At 41.9% G+C, this 17,143-nt stretch carries 16 protein-coding genes; 10 read left to right on the top strand and 6 right to left on the bottom strand.

Translation table 11 applies throughout. The annotated features are described in order from the left end of the window. Positions 1–121 precede the first annotated feature (121 nt). Together JMX48_RS02980 and JMX48_RS02975 are read right to left on the bottom strand one after the other, a co-directional pair. On the bottom strand, positions 122–655 hold the full coding sequence (locus tag JMX48_RS02980) for a PAAR domain-containing protein (protein ID WP_201534112.1): 534 nt from the start codon (positions 653–655) through the stop codon (positions 122–124). Between the two features lie 220 nt (positions 656–875). Beyond that, entirely contained in the window at positions 876–1,880 is a 1,005-nt protein-coding gene (locus JMX48_RS02975; RefSeq protein WP_201534110.1) for a lipoate--protein ligase, read from the bottom strand. Positions 1,881–2,127: 247 nt separating this feature from the next. On the opposite strand from JMX48_RS02975, the gene JMX48_RS02970 reads away from it, so the two are divergent. The 4 genes from JMX48_RS02970 to JMX48_RS02955 all read left to right on the top strand — a co-directional run bounded on the left by JMX48_RS02970 (position 2,128) and on the right by JMX48_RS02955 (position 5,043). Further along, positions 2,128–2,571 (top strand): hypothetical protein, encoded by a 444-nt coding sequence (locus JMX48_RS02970; RefSeq protein WP_201534107.1) that lies wholly within the window; start codon positions 2,128–2,130, stop codon positions 2,569–2,571. Between the two features lie 93 nt (positions 2,572–2,664). Beyond that, a complete protein-coding gene (locus JMX48_RS02965; protein WP_201534104.1) occupies positions 2,665–2,865 on the top strand; it encodes a hypothetical protein in 201 nt (66 codons plus the stop codon). A 313-nt stretch (positions 2,866–3,178) separates the two neighbouring features. Then, positions 3,179–3,733 carry a YfbU family protein gene (locus JMX48_RS02960; RefSeq protein ID WP_201534101.1) on the top strand — a complete coding sequence of 185 codons (555 nt, stop codon included), beginning with the start codon at positions 3,179–3,181 and terminating at the stop codon, positions 3,731–3,733. A 413-nt stretch (positions 3,734–4,146) separates the two neighbouring features. After that, positions 4,147–5,043 (top strand): DMT family transporter, encoded by an 897-nt coding sequence (locus JMX48_RS02955; RefSeq protein ID WP_201534098.1) that lies wholly within the window; start codon positions 4,147–4,149, stop codon positions 5,041–5,043. Between the two features lie 79 nt (positions 5,044–5,122). On the opposite strand, the gene JMX48_RS02950 is transcribed toward JMX48_RS02955, so the two are convergent. Further along, entirely contained in the window at positions 5,123–6,256 is a 1,134-nt protein-coding gene (locus JMX48_RS02950; protein WP_201534096.1) for a hypothetical protein, read from the bottom strand. A gap of 377 nt (positions 6,257–6,633) precedes the next feature. Between JMX48_RS02950 and JMX48_RS02945 the strand changes: the two genes are divergently transcribed. Then, positions 6,634–7,737, top strand: coding sequence for an alkene reductase (locus JMX48_RS02945; protein ID WP_201534093.1), 1,104 nt, complete (start codon positions 6,634–6,636; stop codon positions 7,735–7,737). Positions 7,738–7,839: 102 nt separating this feature from the next. Here JMX48_RS02945 and JMX48_RS02940 read toward each other — a convergent pair whose 3' ends face one another. Both JMX48_RS02940 and JMX48_RS02935 read right to left on the bottom strand, forming a co-directional pair. Further along, complete coding sequence (locus tag JMX48_RS02940) at positions 7,840–8,910, bottom strand: pirin family protein (RefSeq protein ID WP_201534091.1); 1,071 nt, start codon at positions 8,908–8,910, stop codon at positions 7,840–7,842. A gap of 135 nt (positions 8,911–9,045) precedes the next feature. Further along, complete coding sequence (locus JMX48_RS02935; protein WP_201534089.1) at positions 9,046–10,329, bottom strand: NAD(P)/FAD-dependent oxidoreductase; 1,284 nt, start codon at positions 10,327–10,329, stop codon at positions 9,046–9,048. A gap of 408 nt (positions 10,330–10,737) precedes the next feature. Here JMX48_RS02935 and acs point away from each other — a divergent pair, with 408 nt between their 5' ends. Beyond that, positions 10,738–12,699 carry an acetate--CoA ligase gene (acs, locus tag JMX48_RS02930; protein ID WP_201534087.1) on the top strand — a complete coding sequence of 654 codons (1,962 nt, stop codon included), beginning with the start codon at positions 10,738–10,740 and terminating at the stop codon, positions 12,697–12,699. A gap of 204 nt (positions 12,700–12,903) precedes the next feature. Next, the gene (locus tag JMX48_RS02925) at positions 12,904–14,097 is read left to right on the top strand and encodes an NAD(P)/FAD-dependent oxidoreductase (RefSeq protein ID WP_201534085.1); all 1,194 of its coding nucleotides are present in this window, start codon (positions 12,904–12,906) and stop codon (positions 14,095–14,097) included. A 107-nt stretch (positions 14,098–14,204) separates the two neighbouring features. On the opposite strand, the gene JMX48_RS02920 is transcribed toward JMX48_RS02925, so the two are convergent. Further along, entirely contained in the window at positions 14,205–14,636 is a 432-nt protein-coding gene (locus JMX48_RS02920) for a hypothetical protein (RefSeq protein WP_201534083.1), read from the bottom strand. A gap of 459 nt (positions 14,637–15,095) precedes the next feature. On the opposite strand from JMX48_RS02920, the gene JMX48_RS02915 reads away from it, so the two are divergent. The 3 genes from JMX48_RS02915 to pgsA all read left to right on the top strand — a co-directional run bounded on the left by JMX48_RS02915 (position 15,096) and on the right by pgsA (position 17,101). Further along, positions 15,096–15,338, top strand: coding sequence for a hypothetical protein (locus tag JMX48_RS02915; protein WP_201534081.1), 243 nt, complete (start codon positions 15,096–15,098; stop codon positions 15,336–15,338). A gap of 163 nt (positions 15,339–15,501) precedes the next feature. Beyond that, on the top strand, positions 15,502–15,747 hold the full coding sequence (locus tag JMX48_RS02910; protein ID WP_201534078.1) for a hypothetical protein: 246 nt from the start codon (positions 15,502–15,504) through the stop codon (positions 15,745–15,747). Between the two features lie 667 nt (positions 15,748–16,414). Then, a complete protein-coding gene (pgsA, locus tag JMX48_RS02905) occupies positions 16,415–17,101 on the top strand; it encodes a CDP-diacylglycerol--glycerol-3-phosphate 3-phosphatidyltransferase (RefSeq protein ID WP_201534076.1) in 687 nt (228 codons plus the stop codon). The last annotated feature ends 42 nt before the right edge of the window (positions 17,102–17,143 follow it).

Here is a 17,143-nt window from a genome sequence, read left to right as displayed (position 1 = left end):
CAGGTGTGGTTTGATTATTATCGTCAAGCTGCATAACTAAAATCTCCCAAGTTTAACTATACGGATTTGACGGCAGGGGTCATTTACTAACAAGCGTAATTTAACGACAATATCTTTAGAGTTATTCATTAATTACTTCCTCATCCAGAACGTGGATGAAATATTCTTTCTCTTGTGCATCATTTAAAACAGGAGTTTGACCTTCATCATCTAGCTTACCCATTTGAAATATCTCACCGTCTTCATCGTAAATAACGTAAGGCTTCTTGGCTAGAGGGTTTTGATTATGACTTCGCATGACAAACTGTAAATTATAATCACCCATTGCTTCATTAAAGTACTCTTGAGCTTCTCGCCTTATTTTCTCAGCCTGCTCAATGCACATAACCTCAAAATCTGACTCTGCAAACGCTTGCTGAGTCGCAATTAGTTTCGCGCCGCAGCTGGTGACATCGCCGCCGCGGGCAATGGGCGCACCATCGACAATAAAGGACGCGTCGCCACTAAGAATGGTGGTGACTTTTTTGCATTTTTTACACATGACTTTGTCGCCCTTGCGAGCGACAGGAATACCGTTATGAGTGGTGTACGGTGAGCCAGTGATTACTGTCCCACCGTGAGAAGTCTTTGCGCCAACTGTGATATAGGCTGCCATATCGCTACCTTGCTTAAATGTCCAAAATGTAGACTCTTATCGCGAATCTATTATTTGCATGACATTATAGAGGGCTAAAGCGATAAATATCAAACTTAAGTTCGTCTAATATTCTATTGTATTTGGCGATCGCAGCTCTTGTTGATTCTCGAGGTTTTTAATTTATTGACGATAACTGTAAATTGACTACATTTCTCAGTAATAAAAAACAAGCAAAAATCTAACCTTCCATCTGAGTGATCAACCAATCAGACACATCATTAATCTGTGCTGCTAAATCAGGATGTACTTTACCCAATTCATCAAGCTTAGTTTTGATGTCATCCTTGTTGTATTTAATCCCCGCCAGTGTGTCTTTTAATAAATCAATTAATTCAACATTTAACGCATCAGAGAAAATAACAACCTCGCTAATCATGGCTTGCTTCACATCAAGGTGACAATCAATAATACCCCAATCAAAGCGCGTCTCAATGTGATGAGTGAATTCAGGCGTTTTACCAAAACGCCAATCCCAATCGGCCATTTGCTGATAGTAGTTGTTCAATGTGGGCTGCTTGGCGAGGCTCGCTTCATCCAATGCTTCTACTGGCGCCGTTTCGCCATAATATTCACAAAACGCCTCAATAATTGCCTCAGATAAAGTGTCGTGATTGATATCTTCATTAAACTCAACCAAGTTGGCGACGCGCGCACGCACGGACTTAATGCCTTTGGCTTTGAGTTTTAGCGGATGCGGATTGAGATAATCACCAAGCTTTTGCATGTCGGCATTGACCAGTATCGTACCGTGATGAAAGCTACGATCGACCGCATGTTTAAAGGCATTGCCTGATATCTTGCGATCGCCCACTTGGATATCATTGCGACCAGATAATGTAGCTTCTATTCCCAGTTTTTTGAGCGCATTGACAATGATGGCAAAGTTCGCCGCTTGATCATAGCTGTCTTTGGGTGACAAAAAGGTAAAATTGGTATTGCCCAAATCATGAAACATCGCGCCACCGCCGCTCTGACGACGTGCTAAAAAGACATCGTCTGCTTCTATCTTATCGATTTTGCATTCTACCCACGGGTTTTGCGAGCGCCCGATAACCACGGTCTCAGAGTTGCGCCATAAGAATAACGTGTGTGAATTGGCATCCAATGCTTGGAATATCCAATCCTCAGTCGCGAGGTTAAACCAAGGGTTGGTCACGGCAGATTTTAAGATACGTAGGTTCATTATTTGTCCTTTTTAGAATAGTTTTTATAGATTGAGTGTTATCGATAGATTCATAAATTGGGTACAACCATTCTTACCGATGCGAGGTTGGAATTCAATAGATGTGTGGTAGAAGGGGAAGTGTTTAAATTTGGGATTTTGACAAGCTAACTTATTTTGAGTCTTTCTGTTATGATTATGATTGATGTTAAATAACAAATAGAGTTAGTTCAAATAAGCTACCTGATGCATAAGAAAGGACTTGATTATGGACGATATCGTGAAAAATTTAGACACTACCAAGAAATGTGAAATTTTTGCTAAAAATGCTTTGAATAAAGATAGAGAGGATCTAGCAAAACAAGCAAAAGAGCGATCTATTCAAATAAAGGCTGAAAATTATGGTGCTGAAACATTAGCTGAAAAAGAAGCTATAGAAGCAGTCTATGCTTATGAAGCAGTTTTGAGCGCTAATAATGGCAAAAAAACACGTGCATCAAGAACTTGGCCGATGATTCAAAAGTACGGAATAATAAATGCTGTCGAGCGTGCTGTTAATCGTAAAGCTGAGACAAAAGGTTACACCGCATTGTTAGATATGGGTTTAGAAGCCTATGCTTTCGAGGCAATAATACTTCGCTATCCTGAAATATTTTCTGAAAGTGCTGTAGAAATATCTCAACAACGAATGAATGAGTGGGAAAGTGTATAACCATTTCTTATAATAGAAAAACTATATACTCTCGCCAGTATTTTCCCATTGAGTAATGCATTAGACAGTCACAAACAAAAATTTGAGGAATAAATGGAAAGTTTATTGTCATTACTTGGTTCGGTTGCATCTATAGGAGCTGCTATATGGGCGTACATTGAAGCAAGGAAAGCTGCTGTATCCGCCTCTGAAGTTGAAAAAGTTAGAAATGGAATGATTGATCGTAGGCGATTGGGCGAAGTTTCAAAGGTTCACGCACAAACTGATAAAGTTCTATCAGTCGTTTCAAAATAGGACCTTCATGCAATACAAAAAACCTTAAAGGCGTTGATTTTCATAGCATTGCAAGAGAAGTTGAAGAATATGCAAGGTTTCTTAATGAGCAAAGCTCAAACTTTTCTAATGATTTTGTAAATAAGGCTAGTGTGCTATGTGATGAGTTGAAAAAAGATATTGAAGATCTATCAGAAGCATCCAGTCCTGAAATCATAAAAGATGTAGGAAAGCGCATATATTACAAGATAAATGGCTTTATGCCTTTTGTTAAAGATCTCGTTGATAGTCAGCGAGAATATTCTATTTCAACTAAATAACCTTGGTAGATATTATGAAAGTTTCAGATGGTGAAAAGCTTATACTTTTGATGTTGAGTGAGCTTTATGATCGATTAGAAATACATGAGGAAATTGACTCGGAATTTATTCGCTCTGCAATTTTTAGTAATAATATCTGGGCAATACCTTGGAAGTATTCTGGAATACCTTTCGAAGATCAAGATGAACCAGAAATCGTTAAAGAGGTTCTTGATATTTTAGATATGTGGAACTTTATAGAGTATAGCTATGAACATCTTTCAGAAAAAGAAAAAGAATACTTAGACGAAATTGTTACCAATCCATTTGGTAAAGATCCTAAATTTCCTGGTTTCGATGGTAACAGTGAGTCATCTTATATGGGTACAGCATCATTCATTGTTAATGAATTAGATCGATTTGAAGAGTTTAAAGGACGAAACTTCAACTCACATTCTCCTTCTTTAGATGGTCATGGAAGGATGCTCACTGTTTTTAAAGAAATACGAGAAACTATTAATTTTGGTCCATTATCTGTTGAAGATTTAGCTAAAATTCTAAAAGAACGTGTTCACCCAAGTAGAAGGTAAAGTAAATATTAAACTAAACAAATGTAGTGCTATACTAAGAGGTAAGGTGCCTGCTTTTAGTGTTATTTATAAAAACACATAAACTTGGCATTAGCATTAATAAAGGTGCGAGAGTGAATTAGTATTAGCTTTCACACTATCTCCACTTAAAAGTCTACCCCTGCCATAAAAATCATCAACAACACGCCAGTAAATAAGGCTGTTTTATTTAAAATATCAGAGCACAGCAATAGGGTTATCAACTTTATATTGAACAAAACTACTGAGTAGATAAAAACCGCCATAAATACAAAAAATACAACACCTAACGAGCACGTAAAAAGTTATCATCGTGTTTTTTTATCACATGACACTTTTTACGACTGAGCATTTTTTATAAATAAATGCCGTCCAACGCTTGATAGGATTAACCCATGACCAACCGTGACCTCATCATTTTTATTACATTGTCCTTTATGTGGTCGCTGTCTTTTATCTTTTATCGTATTGGTGTGCCTGAGTTTGGCTCATTGGCCTTTGCCAGCCTGCGGGTGGTATTGGCAGGACTCACCATGTTGGTTTTTGTGTTGCTAAAAAAGAAAAACAGAGAGGGCATTCTAGAAAATTGGAAAGCACTGACGCTGGTCGGATTATTTTCTGCCGCCATCCCCTTTGTGTTGTTTTCTTTGTCGGCACGCTCGGTGAACGCAGGTGTATTATCGGTACTCAATGCCTCTGTACCGATGATGAGTGGCTTTATCGCCAGCACGTTTTTTAAAGACAGACTCTCAAAAAGACAAATCCTTGGCTTGGTGATTGGTGTTATCGGTGTGATTATTTTAATGAGTGAAAACTTATTTGGCGAGCAAAATGCTACCTCAGGATCTGGATTATTACCAATGGGCTACGCATTATTAGCCTGTGTTGGTTATGCGGTTGGCGCAAACATCACTAAAAATTACTTGGACAATGTCTCTCCAGTAGCAATTACCGCAGGCTCACTCATTATTGCCAGTGTCATAATGCTACCAGTTGCGTTCTATCAGTTCCCTTATGGTAAGAGCATCAGTCTCAAGGCTTGGGTTTCTGTCATCTGTATCGGTATATTTTCGACGGCCATTGCCCTGATTTTTATGAATCAATTGATCAAAAGCATTGGTCCGATGCGCGCCACCAGCATTACGTTAGTCATTCCCATTTTTGCGATTATTTTGGGTTACTTATTGCTGGGCGAAGCCTTGGATACGCCAGCGATTATTGGCTCGGTGGTGATATTATTTGGCACGTATTTGTCGTTAGAGTTGTCTTTTAAAAAGAAGATTAAATCGTAAAGATAGTAGCAGCTAAATCATGATTATAAATAAGCGCTTACTTAGGCTTCATTAACATTGCCATTACTACCTAATATTATTATTCAGGACTATAATCTAGACAAATAATGCTACTAAAACATTCTCTATTATTGTTTTCTTGCCATGGTGAAGCTATAGATAAAGCTTGTTCTAACTGATATCGACTTTTTTCCCGATCATGTATTTCATTACCATGACTATCTGTTTTTGGCACTGGGTAAGTTTGCTCACGCTCGTCGTCGCTTATCGTCATAAATTCAAGTAAATGACGAGCATCTTGCGCTAAGATGCTGTTAGAACGTTTGGCTAATTGACGTATGGCCTTGGCATCTTCTGCGTTATAAAATTCACGACTATCGTCATCTGTCCATTGCGTATTTTCTGAACCAAAAAACAGCACATAGCGATAAATGGCGAATAATTTTTTGGCGTCTGCAATAGCATAGCCATTTGGATAACGCTGAATATAATCTTCCCAAAACACCGCTCGCTCGATTAACTTATCAAACGTTACCGTAACCGATGCATCAAACCAAAAAATACCTTGATTATCCTTGGCTAATCGCTGAATAAGCTCGCTCTGATCTTTGCGTAGATAAAGCGTAAAGATGTCAGCCATCGCTTGCAAATTATGGTTAAACTCGTAGTAGCCTTCGCCTAAATAAAACACTTCAACGTCAGCATCACTCTCTACCAATTCAACAAGATAGCGCAGGCGTGGAGTGAGCGTTGCCAATTGCTCTTTAGGTACTTTTTTTCCTTCATCAAGCTTAGTCATTACATTGTAAAACTGTTCATCATTCTGATAGCTAATATCCTGATTATCATTATTACTCAAAAAACGCCCATACATCGCTTGATAGTCTTTTAATAAACTCAACACTTCAGCGTTATTCGTTGTAGGCAAGCACGCTTTTAATTGCTTTTGAATAGCATAAATGTCCTCAATTTTGCTTGTGTCATCGATTTTTTGCATAGACTTGCTCAGTGTTAGGCAAGTTTTTGCGTCAACACTTGGCTGTGAGACAGTCGCTGGTTTGGGTACTATGGTCGCCTTTTGATTGGGCTGCTTGGCAGGTTTTACCTCATTAGGCTCAGATGAAGTTGCCGCTTGAGGCTGGCAAGCACTCATACCGCAAAGTAGACTTATGGCCAATCCCAGTGTCATCCATGAAAAATGGAGATTTTGCATATGAGGTGTCCTTTAAGTATGCCCAAAAAATTAAATATGCCCTAACAATTCAATATATTCAAAAAACACTAATAGTCATAACAATTGTTTGATTCAATACTGTCAGTATACAGCGACTTTATTAGCTGATGACACAATCCGTCAATTTTATTAAAGTCATTCGCTTAATATCCTGATAAGAGAACTTGAATAATGAGTATTATCAATACCGATATCATGCCATATCAGTCTTTTTGTTTGTCAGTTTTCCTTGAATAACCTTATCTATCCCTTATAAAGAACACCGATGAAAGCGTATTTACCTAGGCTTTTATAAGCATTTTTAATATATTTTTTAACTATAAATAATTTTTATAATTGTAAAAACAGGATACCTTATGGCACATGATAATTTATTTGAACCCGTAAAAATGGGCACTCAAACGCTTAAAAATCGCATCATTATGGCACCGTTGACGCGTGTTCGTTCAATTGAACCGGGCGATGTACCGACCCCATTTGCGGGAGAGTATTATTCACAACGTGCGGGCGCTGGTTTAATTATTACTGAGGCGACACAGGTTTCTTTTCAGGCGAAAGGTTACGCGGGCGCGCCCGGCATCCATACCCAAGAGCAAATCATAGCGTGGAAAACCGTCGTCGATAATGTTCATGCCAAAGGTGGCAAAATCGTTGTACAGATATGGCATACCGGTCTGGTATCGCACAAAAGCGTACAGCCTGACAATAAAGCGCCTATATCTGCTTCTGATGTCGATGTGGGTATTCGCACCTCGCTACGTGATAGCGAAAACCAAGCCATTCGTGTTGATGCAACGCCGCCACGTCCCGCCACGCTTGATGAGATTAAGCAGGTGATTGCTGATTTTGCTCAGGCCACCAAGAACGCTAAAGAAGCGGGTTTTGATGGTATAGAGATTCATGGCGCTCATGGTTATCTATTGCATCAGTTTTGGGTTGAGCAAACCAACCAGCGTGATGACGAGTATGGTGGTAGCCGTGAAAACCGCGCGCGCTTAACGCTAGATGTCATCGATGCTTGTGTGGATGCTTGGGATGCGGATCACGTCGGTATTCGTATTTCGCCACTTGGAACATTTAATAATGTGGAAGCTGGCTACAATGAAGATGATAATGTTTGGTTGGTCGAGCAGATCAATAAACGCGGCATAATGTACTTACATTTATCAGAGCCAGACTGGGCAGGTGGTACCCCTTATAATGATGCATTCCGTCAAAGCGTCCGTGATGCGTTCGGTCAATTGATTATCGCGGCTGGTGGTTACACGGCTGAAAAAGCAGAGAAAAATATCAAAGCAGGTTATATCGATGCCGTTGCTTTCGGTCGTGATTATATTGCCAATCCTGATTTGGCTGAGCGTATCCGCACAGGGGCTGAGCTTAATGAACAGCGCCCAGAGTCATTTTATGGTGGCGGTATCGAAGGCTATACCGATTATCCATTTCTTAATCAAGCGTAATGATTTATCAGTCGATGTTAATGGCTGGTAGATAAACAACGCATGATAAAAAGCCACCTGACTCATGATAGTCGGGTGGCTTTTTTTATACCAAAACGTTGATTATTGACCAAACTTGCCCGTTTGATAATCACGAAATGTTTGGCGCAGCTCTTCTTGAGTGTTCATCACAAAAGGGCCATGACCTGCCACAGGTTCGCCAATAGGCTCACCGCTGAACAGCAATACCTTGATGGGCGTTAGTGGTTGCTCGTCGGTGGTAGAAGTTGGAGTGGTGGACGTCAGAGTTGTAGAAGTTGGATAGTGCAGCTCAATCGTATCAGTAGGCGGTATAAAAACGTCAGAGGTTTGAAGGTCTTGAGTGTTTAAATGACTTTGAGGGTTTAAATGGTCTTGAGCGTTCAGGCTTTGAGCGTCTTCAGGACTTTGAGATGGCGCATCAAATTGAATCAAATTGCCTGCACCTACTAGGGTGCCATTAACCAACAATTCACCTTCTTGCACCAGTAATAGCGTATTGTGCGTATTAGGCACGCTCAGTGTCGTCAATCCAGCGGTATGCAATTCAATATCCCAAACGTTAATGGGCGTAAATGTACTGGCGACTCCTGTCACGCCGCACCAGTCACCCGCAATGATAGCGGCTTGACCGATAGGAATGTGATTATCAGCATCGCTATCGTCTATCAATTCGACGATAGGCATCTCAGATCGTTTGATCGATTGATATTTTGGATCGGTGAGCTTGTATATGCTTGGCAGGTTTACCCACATTTGCACCATACTAAAAACGCCGCCGCGCTGACCAAATGCCTCCGAATGAAACTCCTCATGTGAGATGCCGCGCCCTGTGGTCATCCATTGCACATCGCCTTCCAAAATATCACTGCGTCCACCTGTCGAGTCGGCGTGACTGATCTCGCCCGAATACGCAATAGTGACAGTTTCAAAACCTTTGTGTGGATGCTTGCCAATACCGTGCGGCTGCGATTGATAGTCAGGATTGGGCGCAAAGGTGGTCGGATTGCCATAGTCGAATAATAAAAACGGATCGGTATGGCTATAGTTAAAGTCAGGATTGTCCTCAACATAATTGATTAAGGTTTTTACAAAAAAACCATCGCCGACCCAATGTGGCGCTTTGTCACCATGAATATTTTTAATTGGACGCATTCATCACCTCTCAAGTCTAAGTCATACAAATAGCAGCAACACAAATATCAATAAACACAATGCTATTCATTAATTCTACAATAAAACGGATTTATGTTTTGTATTTTTCTGCGATTACTAAAATATGAGTGACCGTTAAACGACTTCACCACTAACGAAACCGCTGGCCCACGCCCATTGAAAGTTGTAACCACCCAGCCAGCCTGTGACATCGAGCACTTCACCGATAAAATACAAGCCCTCTTGCAGATTACTTTGCATCGTTTTTGAAGAAACCTCATCGGTTTTGACACCGCCGCGAGTCACCTCCGCCGTACGATAGCCTTCGGTGCCTGAGGGTTTGAGTTGCCAGCCGTTTAGTATATTGCCCAGCTCAATCAGCCGCTCATCTTTGATATTGGCCAGCTCGGTGTCTTTTATATCGTCCCATAGCTGCGTTTGCAGTGCTGCCAGTAGCTTTTTGGGTAACGTGCCATCTGTATTTTCGGTCAATACCGTACGAATCAGTTGTTTTGGGTGCGTTTTTTTATGCCCAAGTAATAGCGTGGTCACATCGATATCTGGTAGCAAATTAATAGTGATGACCTCACCTGTCTGCCAATAATTGGAGAGCTGTAGCATGGCAGGGCCGGAGAGTCCGCGATGGGTAAATAATACGGGTAATTTAAAAGAGATGCGTTCGTTGCTGGCAATCACGGGCAGGCTAATACCGGCCAAAGATCGAATCAGCTCGCCCGTTTTATCGGTAAAGGTAAAAGGCACTAAGCTGGCATCGGTGGCGATCAGCGTGTGGCCAAATTGCTGCGCCAACTCATACCCCAAACCACTTGCCCCCATCGTTGGAATAGACAATCCGCCAGTGGCAACGACTAATGACTCGCAGCTATAACGTACTTGTGCAGATTGAACACCCGTTGCGATGTCTTTTTTGTTCAGCACTTTACGGGTCATTAATTGGAATTGTGTCTTATTATCATGCTTAACCGTTTGGACGTTTTCAATATGAGCGTTAAGCTTAACTTGCACGCCTGCCGCGCTACATTCATCAAGCAGCATCGTCAAAATATCTTGCGCCGAATCATCACAAAACAATTGACCGTGCTCACGCTCGTGATAAGGGATTTTGTGGCCTTCAACCATGCCGATAAATTCCCAACTGGGATAACGGCTCAGCGCAGACTTACAGAAATGGGCGTTAGTACCGATGAAGTGCTCAGGCTCGACGAAGTAGTTGGTAAAATTACAGCGACCACCGCCTGACATCAGGATTTTTTTGCCTGCTTTATTGGCATGATCTAACACCAGCACGCGGCGACCACGGCGACCGGCAGTGAGCGCGCAGTACAATCCAGACGCGCCAGCGCCGATGATGATGACATCATAGTGAGTTGGGTGTTGTGCGTTGCGTTGATTACTCATTGTGGTCTCATAAAAGGATAAAGGTAAAAAGGTAATGCCAAAGCCACTCACTGATGCTAAAAAATCAGATGGGTTTTGTCTTTCTAAGCGATAACGTTAGAGTGGCTATTGTCCATATTTCATATCAGGTTACAAGGATTAAATGTCATATCGACTCAGTATAGTCGACTAACTTTAAAAAGAATACCGCGCTACAGAGATACGTTGCGAGCATACCTCTGTACAGTGAAATTGTTATGATTGGTGCTCGAAGCCTTGCAACCCCTTGGCTTATTTGGCAAACTGATATTAAGTGTAAAACGTGATAAAACACGTTAAACGTTATGGAAGATGACCCTTATTAGCTGTACGGCAGTCGTTATCGACGGTCGTTCGTACAGATCATAATAATTAAAAAGGATGAACACTATGACACAGAAATCATTTCCAATTGCCGCCGAATTCATCGCCGCTGCCAATACGCCACCCGAACAATACACCAAAGATTATAAGCAATCGATCGAATCACCGAAGTCCAATGCTGCCTTTTGGGCGGAGCGTGCCGAGCTGATTGATTGGATAAAAAAACCCACCAAAATCAGCGACGTCAATTACGATTTAGACGATTTTCGCATTAAGTGGTTCGAAGACGGTGAGTTAAATATCTCTGTCAATTGCCTCGATAGACATGTGAAAACAAACCCTTATAAACCCGCCATCATTTGGGAAGGCGATCATCCCTCTTTACATAAAATCATCTCATTTAAAGAGCTGCATCAGGCGGTTTGTCGCTTGGGTAACTCGATGCGTAAGCTTGGGGTTGAGAAAGGCGATCGCGTAACGCTATATATGCCGATGATACCTGAGGCAATGATCGCCATGCTGGCATGTGCCCGTATTGGCGCTGTGCATTCTGTAGTTTTTGGTGGATTCTCTGCTGAGAGCTTGGGCAATCGTTTGATAGACAGTCGCTCGAAAATCGTCATTACCGCTGATGAAGGCGTACGAGGTAACAAGCGGACGCCGCTCAAGGCGTATGTGGATCAGGCATTGGATATGGATGGCACTGACAGCGTTACCAACGTTATTGTTGTCCATCGTACGGGCAATTCTATCCCCATGAGTGGTCGCCGTGATGTTTGGTATCACAGCTTGGTTGATGGCGAATCTGTCCACTGCGAACCTGAGGTTATGAATGCCGAAGACCCACTGTTTTTATTATACACCTCTGGCTCTACTGGCAAACCTAAAGGTGTGGTGCATACGACGGGCGGTTATATTACTTATGCGTTGTCCAGTTTCCGAGATGTCTTTGACGTCAAAGACGATGACGTCTACTGGTGTACTGCCGATGTAGGCTGGATCACAGGTCACACGTATTCGACCTACGCGCCGCTTGCCAACGGGACGACGACCGTGATGTTCGAGGGTGTGCCCGAGTATCCAACGTGGGCGCGTGTTGGTCATATTATCGATAAGCACGATATTACTATTCTGTATACTGCACCGACGGCGATTCGAGCGATGATGAAAGAGGGCGAGGCCTTCGTGCGTGAGTCAGATCGCTCAAGCTTACGCTTGCTTGGGTCGGTTGGGGAGCCTATTAATCCAGAAGCATGGGATTGGTATTATCATGTCGTCGGAGATGGTCATTGCCCAATCGTTGATACGTGGTGGCAGACTGAAACGGGCGGTATCTTAATGTCGCCATTACCCGGAGCTGTGTCACTCAAACCGGGTGCGGCAATGAACCCTCTATACGGTATCAAACCAGAAATCGTGGATAGTGATGGGTCAATACTAGAAGGCGCTGCTGAAGGCAATTTGGCGATTAACAGTAGCTGGCCGGGGCAAATGCGTACCATCTTTAATGACCATGAGCGCTTTTTGCAGACCTACTTTAGCGAGTATCCAGGTTATTACTTTACAGGTGATGGGGCGCAGCGTGACGAAGAAGGTCATTACTGGATTACTGGGCGTGTGGATGATGTGCTCAACGTTTCAGGGCACCGTTTGGGGACGGCAGAGATCGAAAGCTCCGTCGTCGCTCACCCTGCCACGGCTGAGGCTGCCATCGTTGGGATGCCTCATGACATTCGCGGTACAGGTATTTGTGCCTTTATTATCCTAAAATCTGGTGAAGAACAAACCACATCACTTAAGGCTGAGCTGAACCGTCATGTACGCGCTGAGATTGGTCCCATTGCCAATTTGGATGCTATCTATATCGTCGATGCGCTCCCAAAAACCCGTTCGGGCAAAATTATGCGTCGTATTTTACGCAAGCTTGCGGCAGGCGAGTATGATGGATTGGGTGATTTGTCTACGTTGGCAGATAGCTCGGTCATTGACGATCTAATCAAAATGGTCAAAGTTGAGCGCGGCGAGTAGAAAGCTAGAAATAAGCTGAGTTATGAGGACACGCCCTAATATATGAGGACACGTATTAATAAAAGCCATGTTATCGAGGATAGCATGGCTTTTTTACGTAGATGATATTGTTATCAAAGCACTTTACAGGTTCAATATCATTTAAATCAATCCTAATTATCGAAAATAATTTTTACTCAATGCTATATAAGGCTTACTGTCATTATGACCATTAATACTTTGCATCTTACTAATACTGCATCAACAAAAATCGCTATCATCGGTGGCGGTCTGACGGGGTTATTTACGGCGACACTGCTAGAGCGCGCATTTAATCAAGACCAAGAGCAGAACCACAACTCAAAACAAAACAAAGATAAAGCAGACAGGCCACAAATTACTATTTTTGAGAAGTCTCGCAGTGTTGGGCGATTGGCCACTCGTTATCGTACCGATAGCACTACCGCTGATAGTAATAAGCAAAACTGGCAATGGTCATTCGGCGCGCAATTTTTCACGGCTAAGACTGCACCCTTTCAACAATTCATTGCGCCTTGGTTAGAGACGGGTTTGCTACAGCCTTGGTGCGCGCAAGTGGTCGATATAAAACCTATAAATGATGGTGATAATTTGCCTGATATCCAGCAGAAAGAGCGCTGGAATACCGAGCAAGCACGCTACATCAGTACACCAAAAATGACCAGCTGGGGACGAGCGTTAGCTGATGAATTGGCACATACAACCATAGAATTTCAGACGCGTGTCGCCCCATTGTCTCAATACGCACCAAACCAAATGGATAAAAAAACGGAATTATTCAATGAGACAGGAGCCAGTCTTGGCTGCTTTGATTGGGTTATTTGTACCGCACCTAACGGTCAAGCTGTAGAGCTGATGGCAAATAGTGGCTTTACGAGACAAGCTGATATTACTAAGCCTAAGATGCTGGCTTGTTATACGTTGATGCTAGGCTGGGAGGACAGTCAATCATTGCCTCAGACTTTAAACGGTCAGCACAAACTAAATTGGGATGTGGCTTATGTGAGTGACTCGCTGTTAGATAAAATATTTATCGAACACCAAAAGCCTGCGCATCATGAGCTACTACCGAGTATTACTATTCATGCCAGTAATGAGTGGTCAGAGGCACACGTCGATGACGATATCGAAACCGTAAAAGCACAATTATTGCAAGCAGCCCAGCAGGTATTGAATTGGAGTAGCGATAATGCGCCCAGTCAAATTGACTGTCATCGCTGGCGTTATGCGGCAACGGTTATTGATGATAATGAAGCATTGGGTATCTTGGTCGATCCACAACACCAATGGATCGTTAGTGGCGACTGGTGCGGACACGGTAATATCGAAAGCTGTTATCAGATGGCACAGCAAGCGGTAGCGGCAATTATTTCTCGTTGAGGTATTCATGCCTAGGATTGGTTAATCTAAGAAAGTGTATATAGCTAATCCTAAATAAAAGCCCGCAAAAAAAACTGCGGGCGTATTAAAAATTCGGATTTGTTAACTTATTGAATCGTGCTTTTGGCTGGACCAGAGTCGTCTGATTCGATGATTTTTACATCGATGTGGTCATTATAAACATCCACGTAAAGCAGAGGGTTATCATCTACGATTATCTTCTTCGCATACTGAGGTATGTTCCCTGAGGTCAGAGATTTTTGCATCTTTGCTCGCGCTTCTTTATTCCTAAATAAGCAGTCCGCTTCATCTTCGCCGTCTTGCTTACCGTAGACATAAAAGTTTGCTCTGTCTTGCCTAAGAATACTGGCAACGGCGGTATTGCTGTAGTTTTTCGCCATTAATGCGCCACTTGAGTTGTACTTATCACTATCAGAGATTCTGGTCGTGTAGCTACACAGGTAGTCGCTAGCATAAGCAGGGATGGCAAATACGAACAATGAAGTCAATAAAAGTGCGTTGGTGGTCAGTGATTTCATCTTCTTTTACTCTAATAGATAAGATATTCTATTTTTAGCACATAATAATTAAATTTCCAAACTATATTTCATAGACAGCGTGTTAATAGTCATAGCATCTGGCTACTCAAAAGGTATTTCAGCCCCGTTATATTTTTTTATATTGACCTAGCTATAACACCCATTGCATCCAATGTCGACTAGTGGCTGGCCGCAACGTTGGGGCATTACATTTCCCACGTTTTCTGCTGAGAATCATGCCTTAAGAAAGGCGGGCAAGATATGTGCAAATTAGGGCGCATCTATTATGTTAAGGTGGTAAGGGCGTGGAATATTTTTTAGCAGACCTATCGTTATCGCATTATAAAATAATGAAGAGACTCATTATATAACCCAAACTCGAGGCTAATAGATTATATTGCAAAAAATGAATTTATCTATAAGTTATAACGTTAATCGGTTAAACCTGAAGGATTAGAAATGATTATCGAACTACAAGGCAGTAAGTTGGCTCAGGCTATGCTAGAACGTGGTGATCGACAGGTATGGTGCGCGGTTAGTAACGTTAGTGATGCGCATGCTGTGGCAACTATTGACAACGGTTACTACGAATTGTTGGTGCCTATTGTGTCTTTTGAGAATAGCTTTGTCTGCCAGCAAGGCGGTCTATGGCGTCATGCTGTACCAGTTAAAAAAGTCGAGCTTACTCAGGCTGAAGTATAACTATAGGAAATAATATCAATATAAACTGTCGTTGGATGTACGTATATTGCTACGTTTTAATTATAAAGTTACAAGTTTGAGAGACTCAGAGATGGTCAAGTGATTGCTCCTATATTCGCACTTATTTGGCTTAATAATCATATTTATTATAGGAGTCATCAATATGTATAGGGCAATGGTCGGAAGTGAATTAACTCGTTCAATGCTCAAGAGAGGTCATCAAGATATATGGTGTGCGGTGAGTGACGAGAGTGATGAAAATGCCATGGAAGATCAGATGAGCAATGACTTCACAGCTCGTATCGTCTCTTTTAGAGAGGGTCAGTTCTATTGTGCAGGTGATATGCCTTGGTTATGTGCCGTGCCAATTAAGATAATAGCATTAAGACAAAGCGAAGTTTCTTTCTAAATAATAAGTGTAATGCGATATTTATGGCTGGAAGCAATGGGTAGTGATAGATGTTGAACTTATATTGTCTCACTGCTATAAAGGTATTAGCGGATGTCAGATCGTAACTTGAGTTACTAATGATTAATAACTGCTAACTAAGTCCTATGCTTGATTTGGGGATTTAGTAACATTGAGGTTTGATAGACAAAAAAAGAGCCCACAGAGGAGGAGGAGACTGTGGGCTGAGGAAAACTTATCATGCGTCAAAAAAGCAGGTAAGTGGATCAAGCTTTATTATTGTTACTGTAAAGATAATACCAAAATGCAGTAAATCAAGAAATTCTTACATTTGCTTACAACTTGAGTGTACAACTGTATAAGCGTGATTGGATTATCATCACTGGCGTCCTACCTTTTGTCTCAATTTACTGACAGGTCTTTACGTTTTACTGCTTTTTTATATCGTTAAAGTCCATCAAAATATGCATGTTTCGATAATCACTCATTGGTACAAGTAATAATCAATTGTTTAAGCGATGATGATTTTGAGATAGATTTGAAGAAAGAGCCGTCAATATCATAAGGTATTGCTAGTATTCATGAAGATTAAGAGATGGCATGACGACTCGCATGAAAAATGCTAAGCTGTCCGCCATTATTATGTCTAAATTAAACTGGGTTTGTCATGACTGAGAGTACACATCTGCATACGCCAGAGCAGGAACCGTTACCCGTGCAAAGTGAAAAAAGTATTTTTAATTTGCCCAATAATCTCACTATTGCGCGTATCTTGATGATTCCACTATTTGTGGCGATTGCTTACTGGCCGCCTGCCATGGGAATTGGTATGCCTGCCATCTCAGATAATGTGATTGCACGGGTAGGCATGAGTGAGTTTAGTGACAGCTTATTACGCCATTTATTGTTGACGAGTGTCTTTGTCATTGCTGCGATTACTGATTGGCTCGATGGCTATTTTGCTCGTAAGCTCAATGTCGTCTCAGCCTTTGGTCGCTTTTTAGACCCTGTCGCTGACAAACTCATGGTAGCAGTCGCGCTGATTATCTTGGTGCAATGGCATCCCAATATCATTATGGCCATCGCTGCTATTGTGATTATCTCACGTGAAATCGCGGTATCAGCGCTGCGTGAATGGATGGCAGAATTGGGCAAAAGTACCAGCGTGGCGGTGTCTTATGTGGGCAAGCTCAAGACGACGTTTCAGATGGTGGCGATTACCGTATTATTGCTAAATTGGCAGTCGCTTGAAACCATCGGTTATGTGTTGATGGTTGCTGCCGTCATTTTGACCTTATGGTCGATGATGATTTATCTGAAAGCCGCGTGGCCGTATTTAAAGCAAAGTGGTTAGCTTTTTAGAATGAACAGTCATTTGACTATGAATAAAAAACGC

It is taken from the genome of Psychrobacter immobilis, assembly GCF_904846225.1.
GTDB lineage: Bacteria > Pseudomonadota > Gammaproteobacteria > Pseudomonadales > Moraxellaceae > Psychrobacter > Psychrobacter immobilis_F.
This window is presented reverse-complemented; position numbering and strand designations above follow the sequence as displayed.

What these genes read in the sequence shown, in the direction of transcription:
- JMX48_RS02960 (WP_201534101.1), top strand. Translation starts at nt 3,179, where the DNA reads ATGAAAGTTTCAGATGGTGAAAAGCTTATACTTTTGATGTTGAGTGAG.
- JMX48_RS02975 (WP_201534110.1), bottom strand. Translation starts at nt 1,880, where the DNA reads ATGAACCTACGTATCTTAAAATCTGCCGTGACCAACCCTTGGTTTAAC.
- JMX48_RS02965 (WP_201534104.1), top strand. Translation starts at nt 2,665, where the DNA reads ATGGAAAGTTTATTGTCATTACTTGGTTCGGTTGCATCTATAGGAGCT.
- JMX48_RS02940 (WP_201534091.1), bottom strand. Translation starts at nt 8,910, where the DNA reads ATGCGTCCAATTAAAAATATTCATGGTGACAAAGCGCCACATTGGGTC.
- JMX48_RS02970 (WP_201534107.1), top strand. Translation starts at nt 2,128, where the DNA reads ATGGACGATATCGTGAAAAATTTAGACACTACCAAGAAATGTGAAATT.
- JMX48_RS02945 (WP_201534093.1), top strand. Translation starts at nt 6,634, where the DNA reads ATGGCACATGATAATTTATTTGAACCCGTAAAAATGGGCACTCAAACG.
- acs (WP_201534087.1), top strand. Translation starts at nt 10,738, where the DNA reads ATGACACAGAAATCATTTCCAATTGCCGCCGAATTCATCGCCGCTGCC.
- JMX48_RS02920 (WP_201534083.1), bottom strand. Translation starts at nt 14,636, where the DNA reads ATGAAATCACTGACCACCAACGCACTTTTATTGACTTCATTGTTCGTA.
- JMX48_RS02950 (WP_201534096.1), bottom strand. Translation starts at nt 6,256, where the DNA reads ATGCAAAATCTCCATTTTTCATGGATGACACTGGGATTGGCCATAAGT.
- JMX48_RS02955 (WP_201534098.1), top strand. Translation starts at nt 4,147, where the DNA reads ATGACCAACCGTGACCTCATCATTTTTATTACATTGTCCTTTATGTGG.
- pgsA (WP_201534076.1), top strand. Translation starts at nt 16,415, where the DNA reads ATGACTGAGAGTACACATCTGCATACGCCAGAGCAGGAACCGTTACCC.
- JMX48_RS02980 (WP_201534112.1), bottom strand. Translation starts at nt 655, where the DNA reads ATGGCAGCCTATATCACAGTTGGCGCAAAGACTTCTCACGGTGGGACA.
- JMX48_RS02935 (WP_201534089.1), bottom strand. Translation starts at nt 10,329, where the DNA reads ATGAGTAATCAACGCAACGCACAACACCCAACTCACTATGATGTCATC.
- JMX48_RS02915 (WP_201534081.1), top strand. Translation starts at nt 15,096, where the DNA reads ATGATTATCGAACTACAAGGCAGTAAGTTGGCTCAGGCTATGCTAGAA.
- JMX48_RS02910 (WP_201534078.1), top strand. Translation starts at nt 15,502, where the DNA reads ATGTATAGGGCAATGGTCGGAAGTGAATTAACTCGTTCAATGCTCAAG.
- JMX48_RS02925 (WP_201534085.1), top strand. Translation starts at nt 12,904, where the DNA reads ATGACCATTAATACTTTGCATCTTACTAATACTGCATCAACAAAAATC.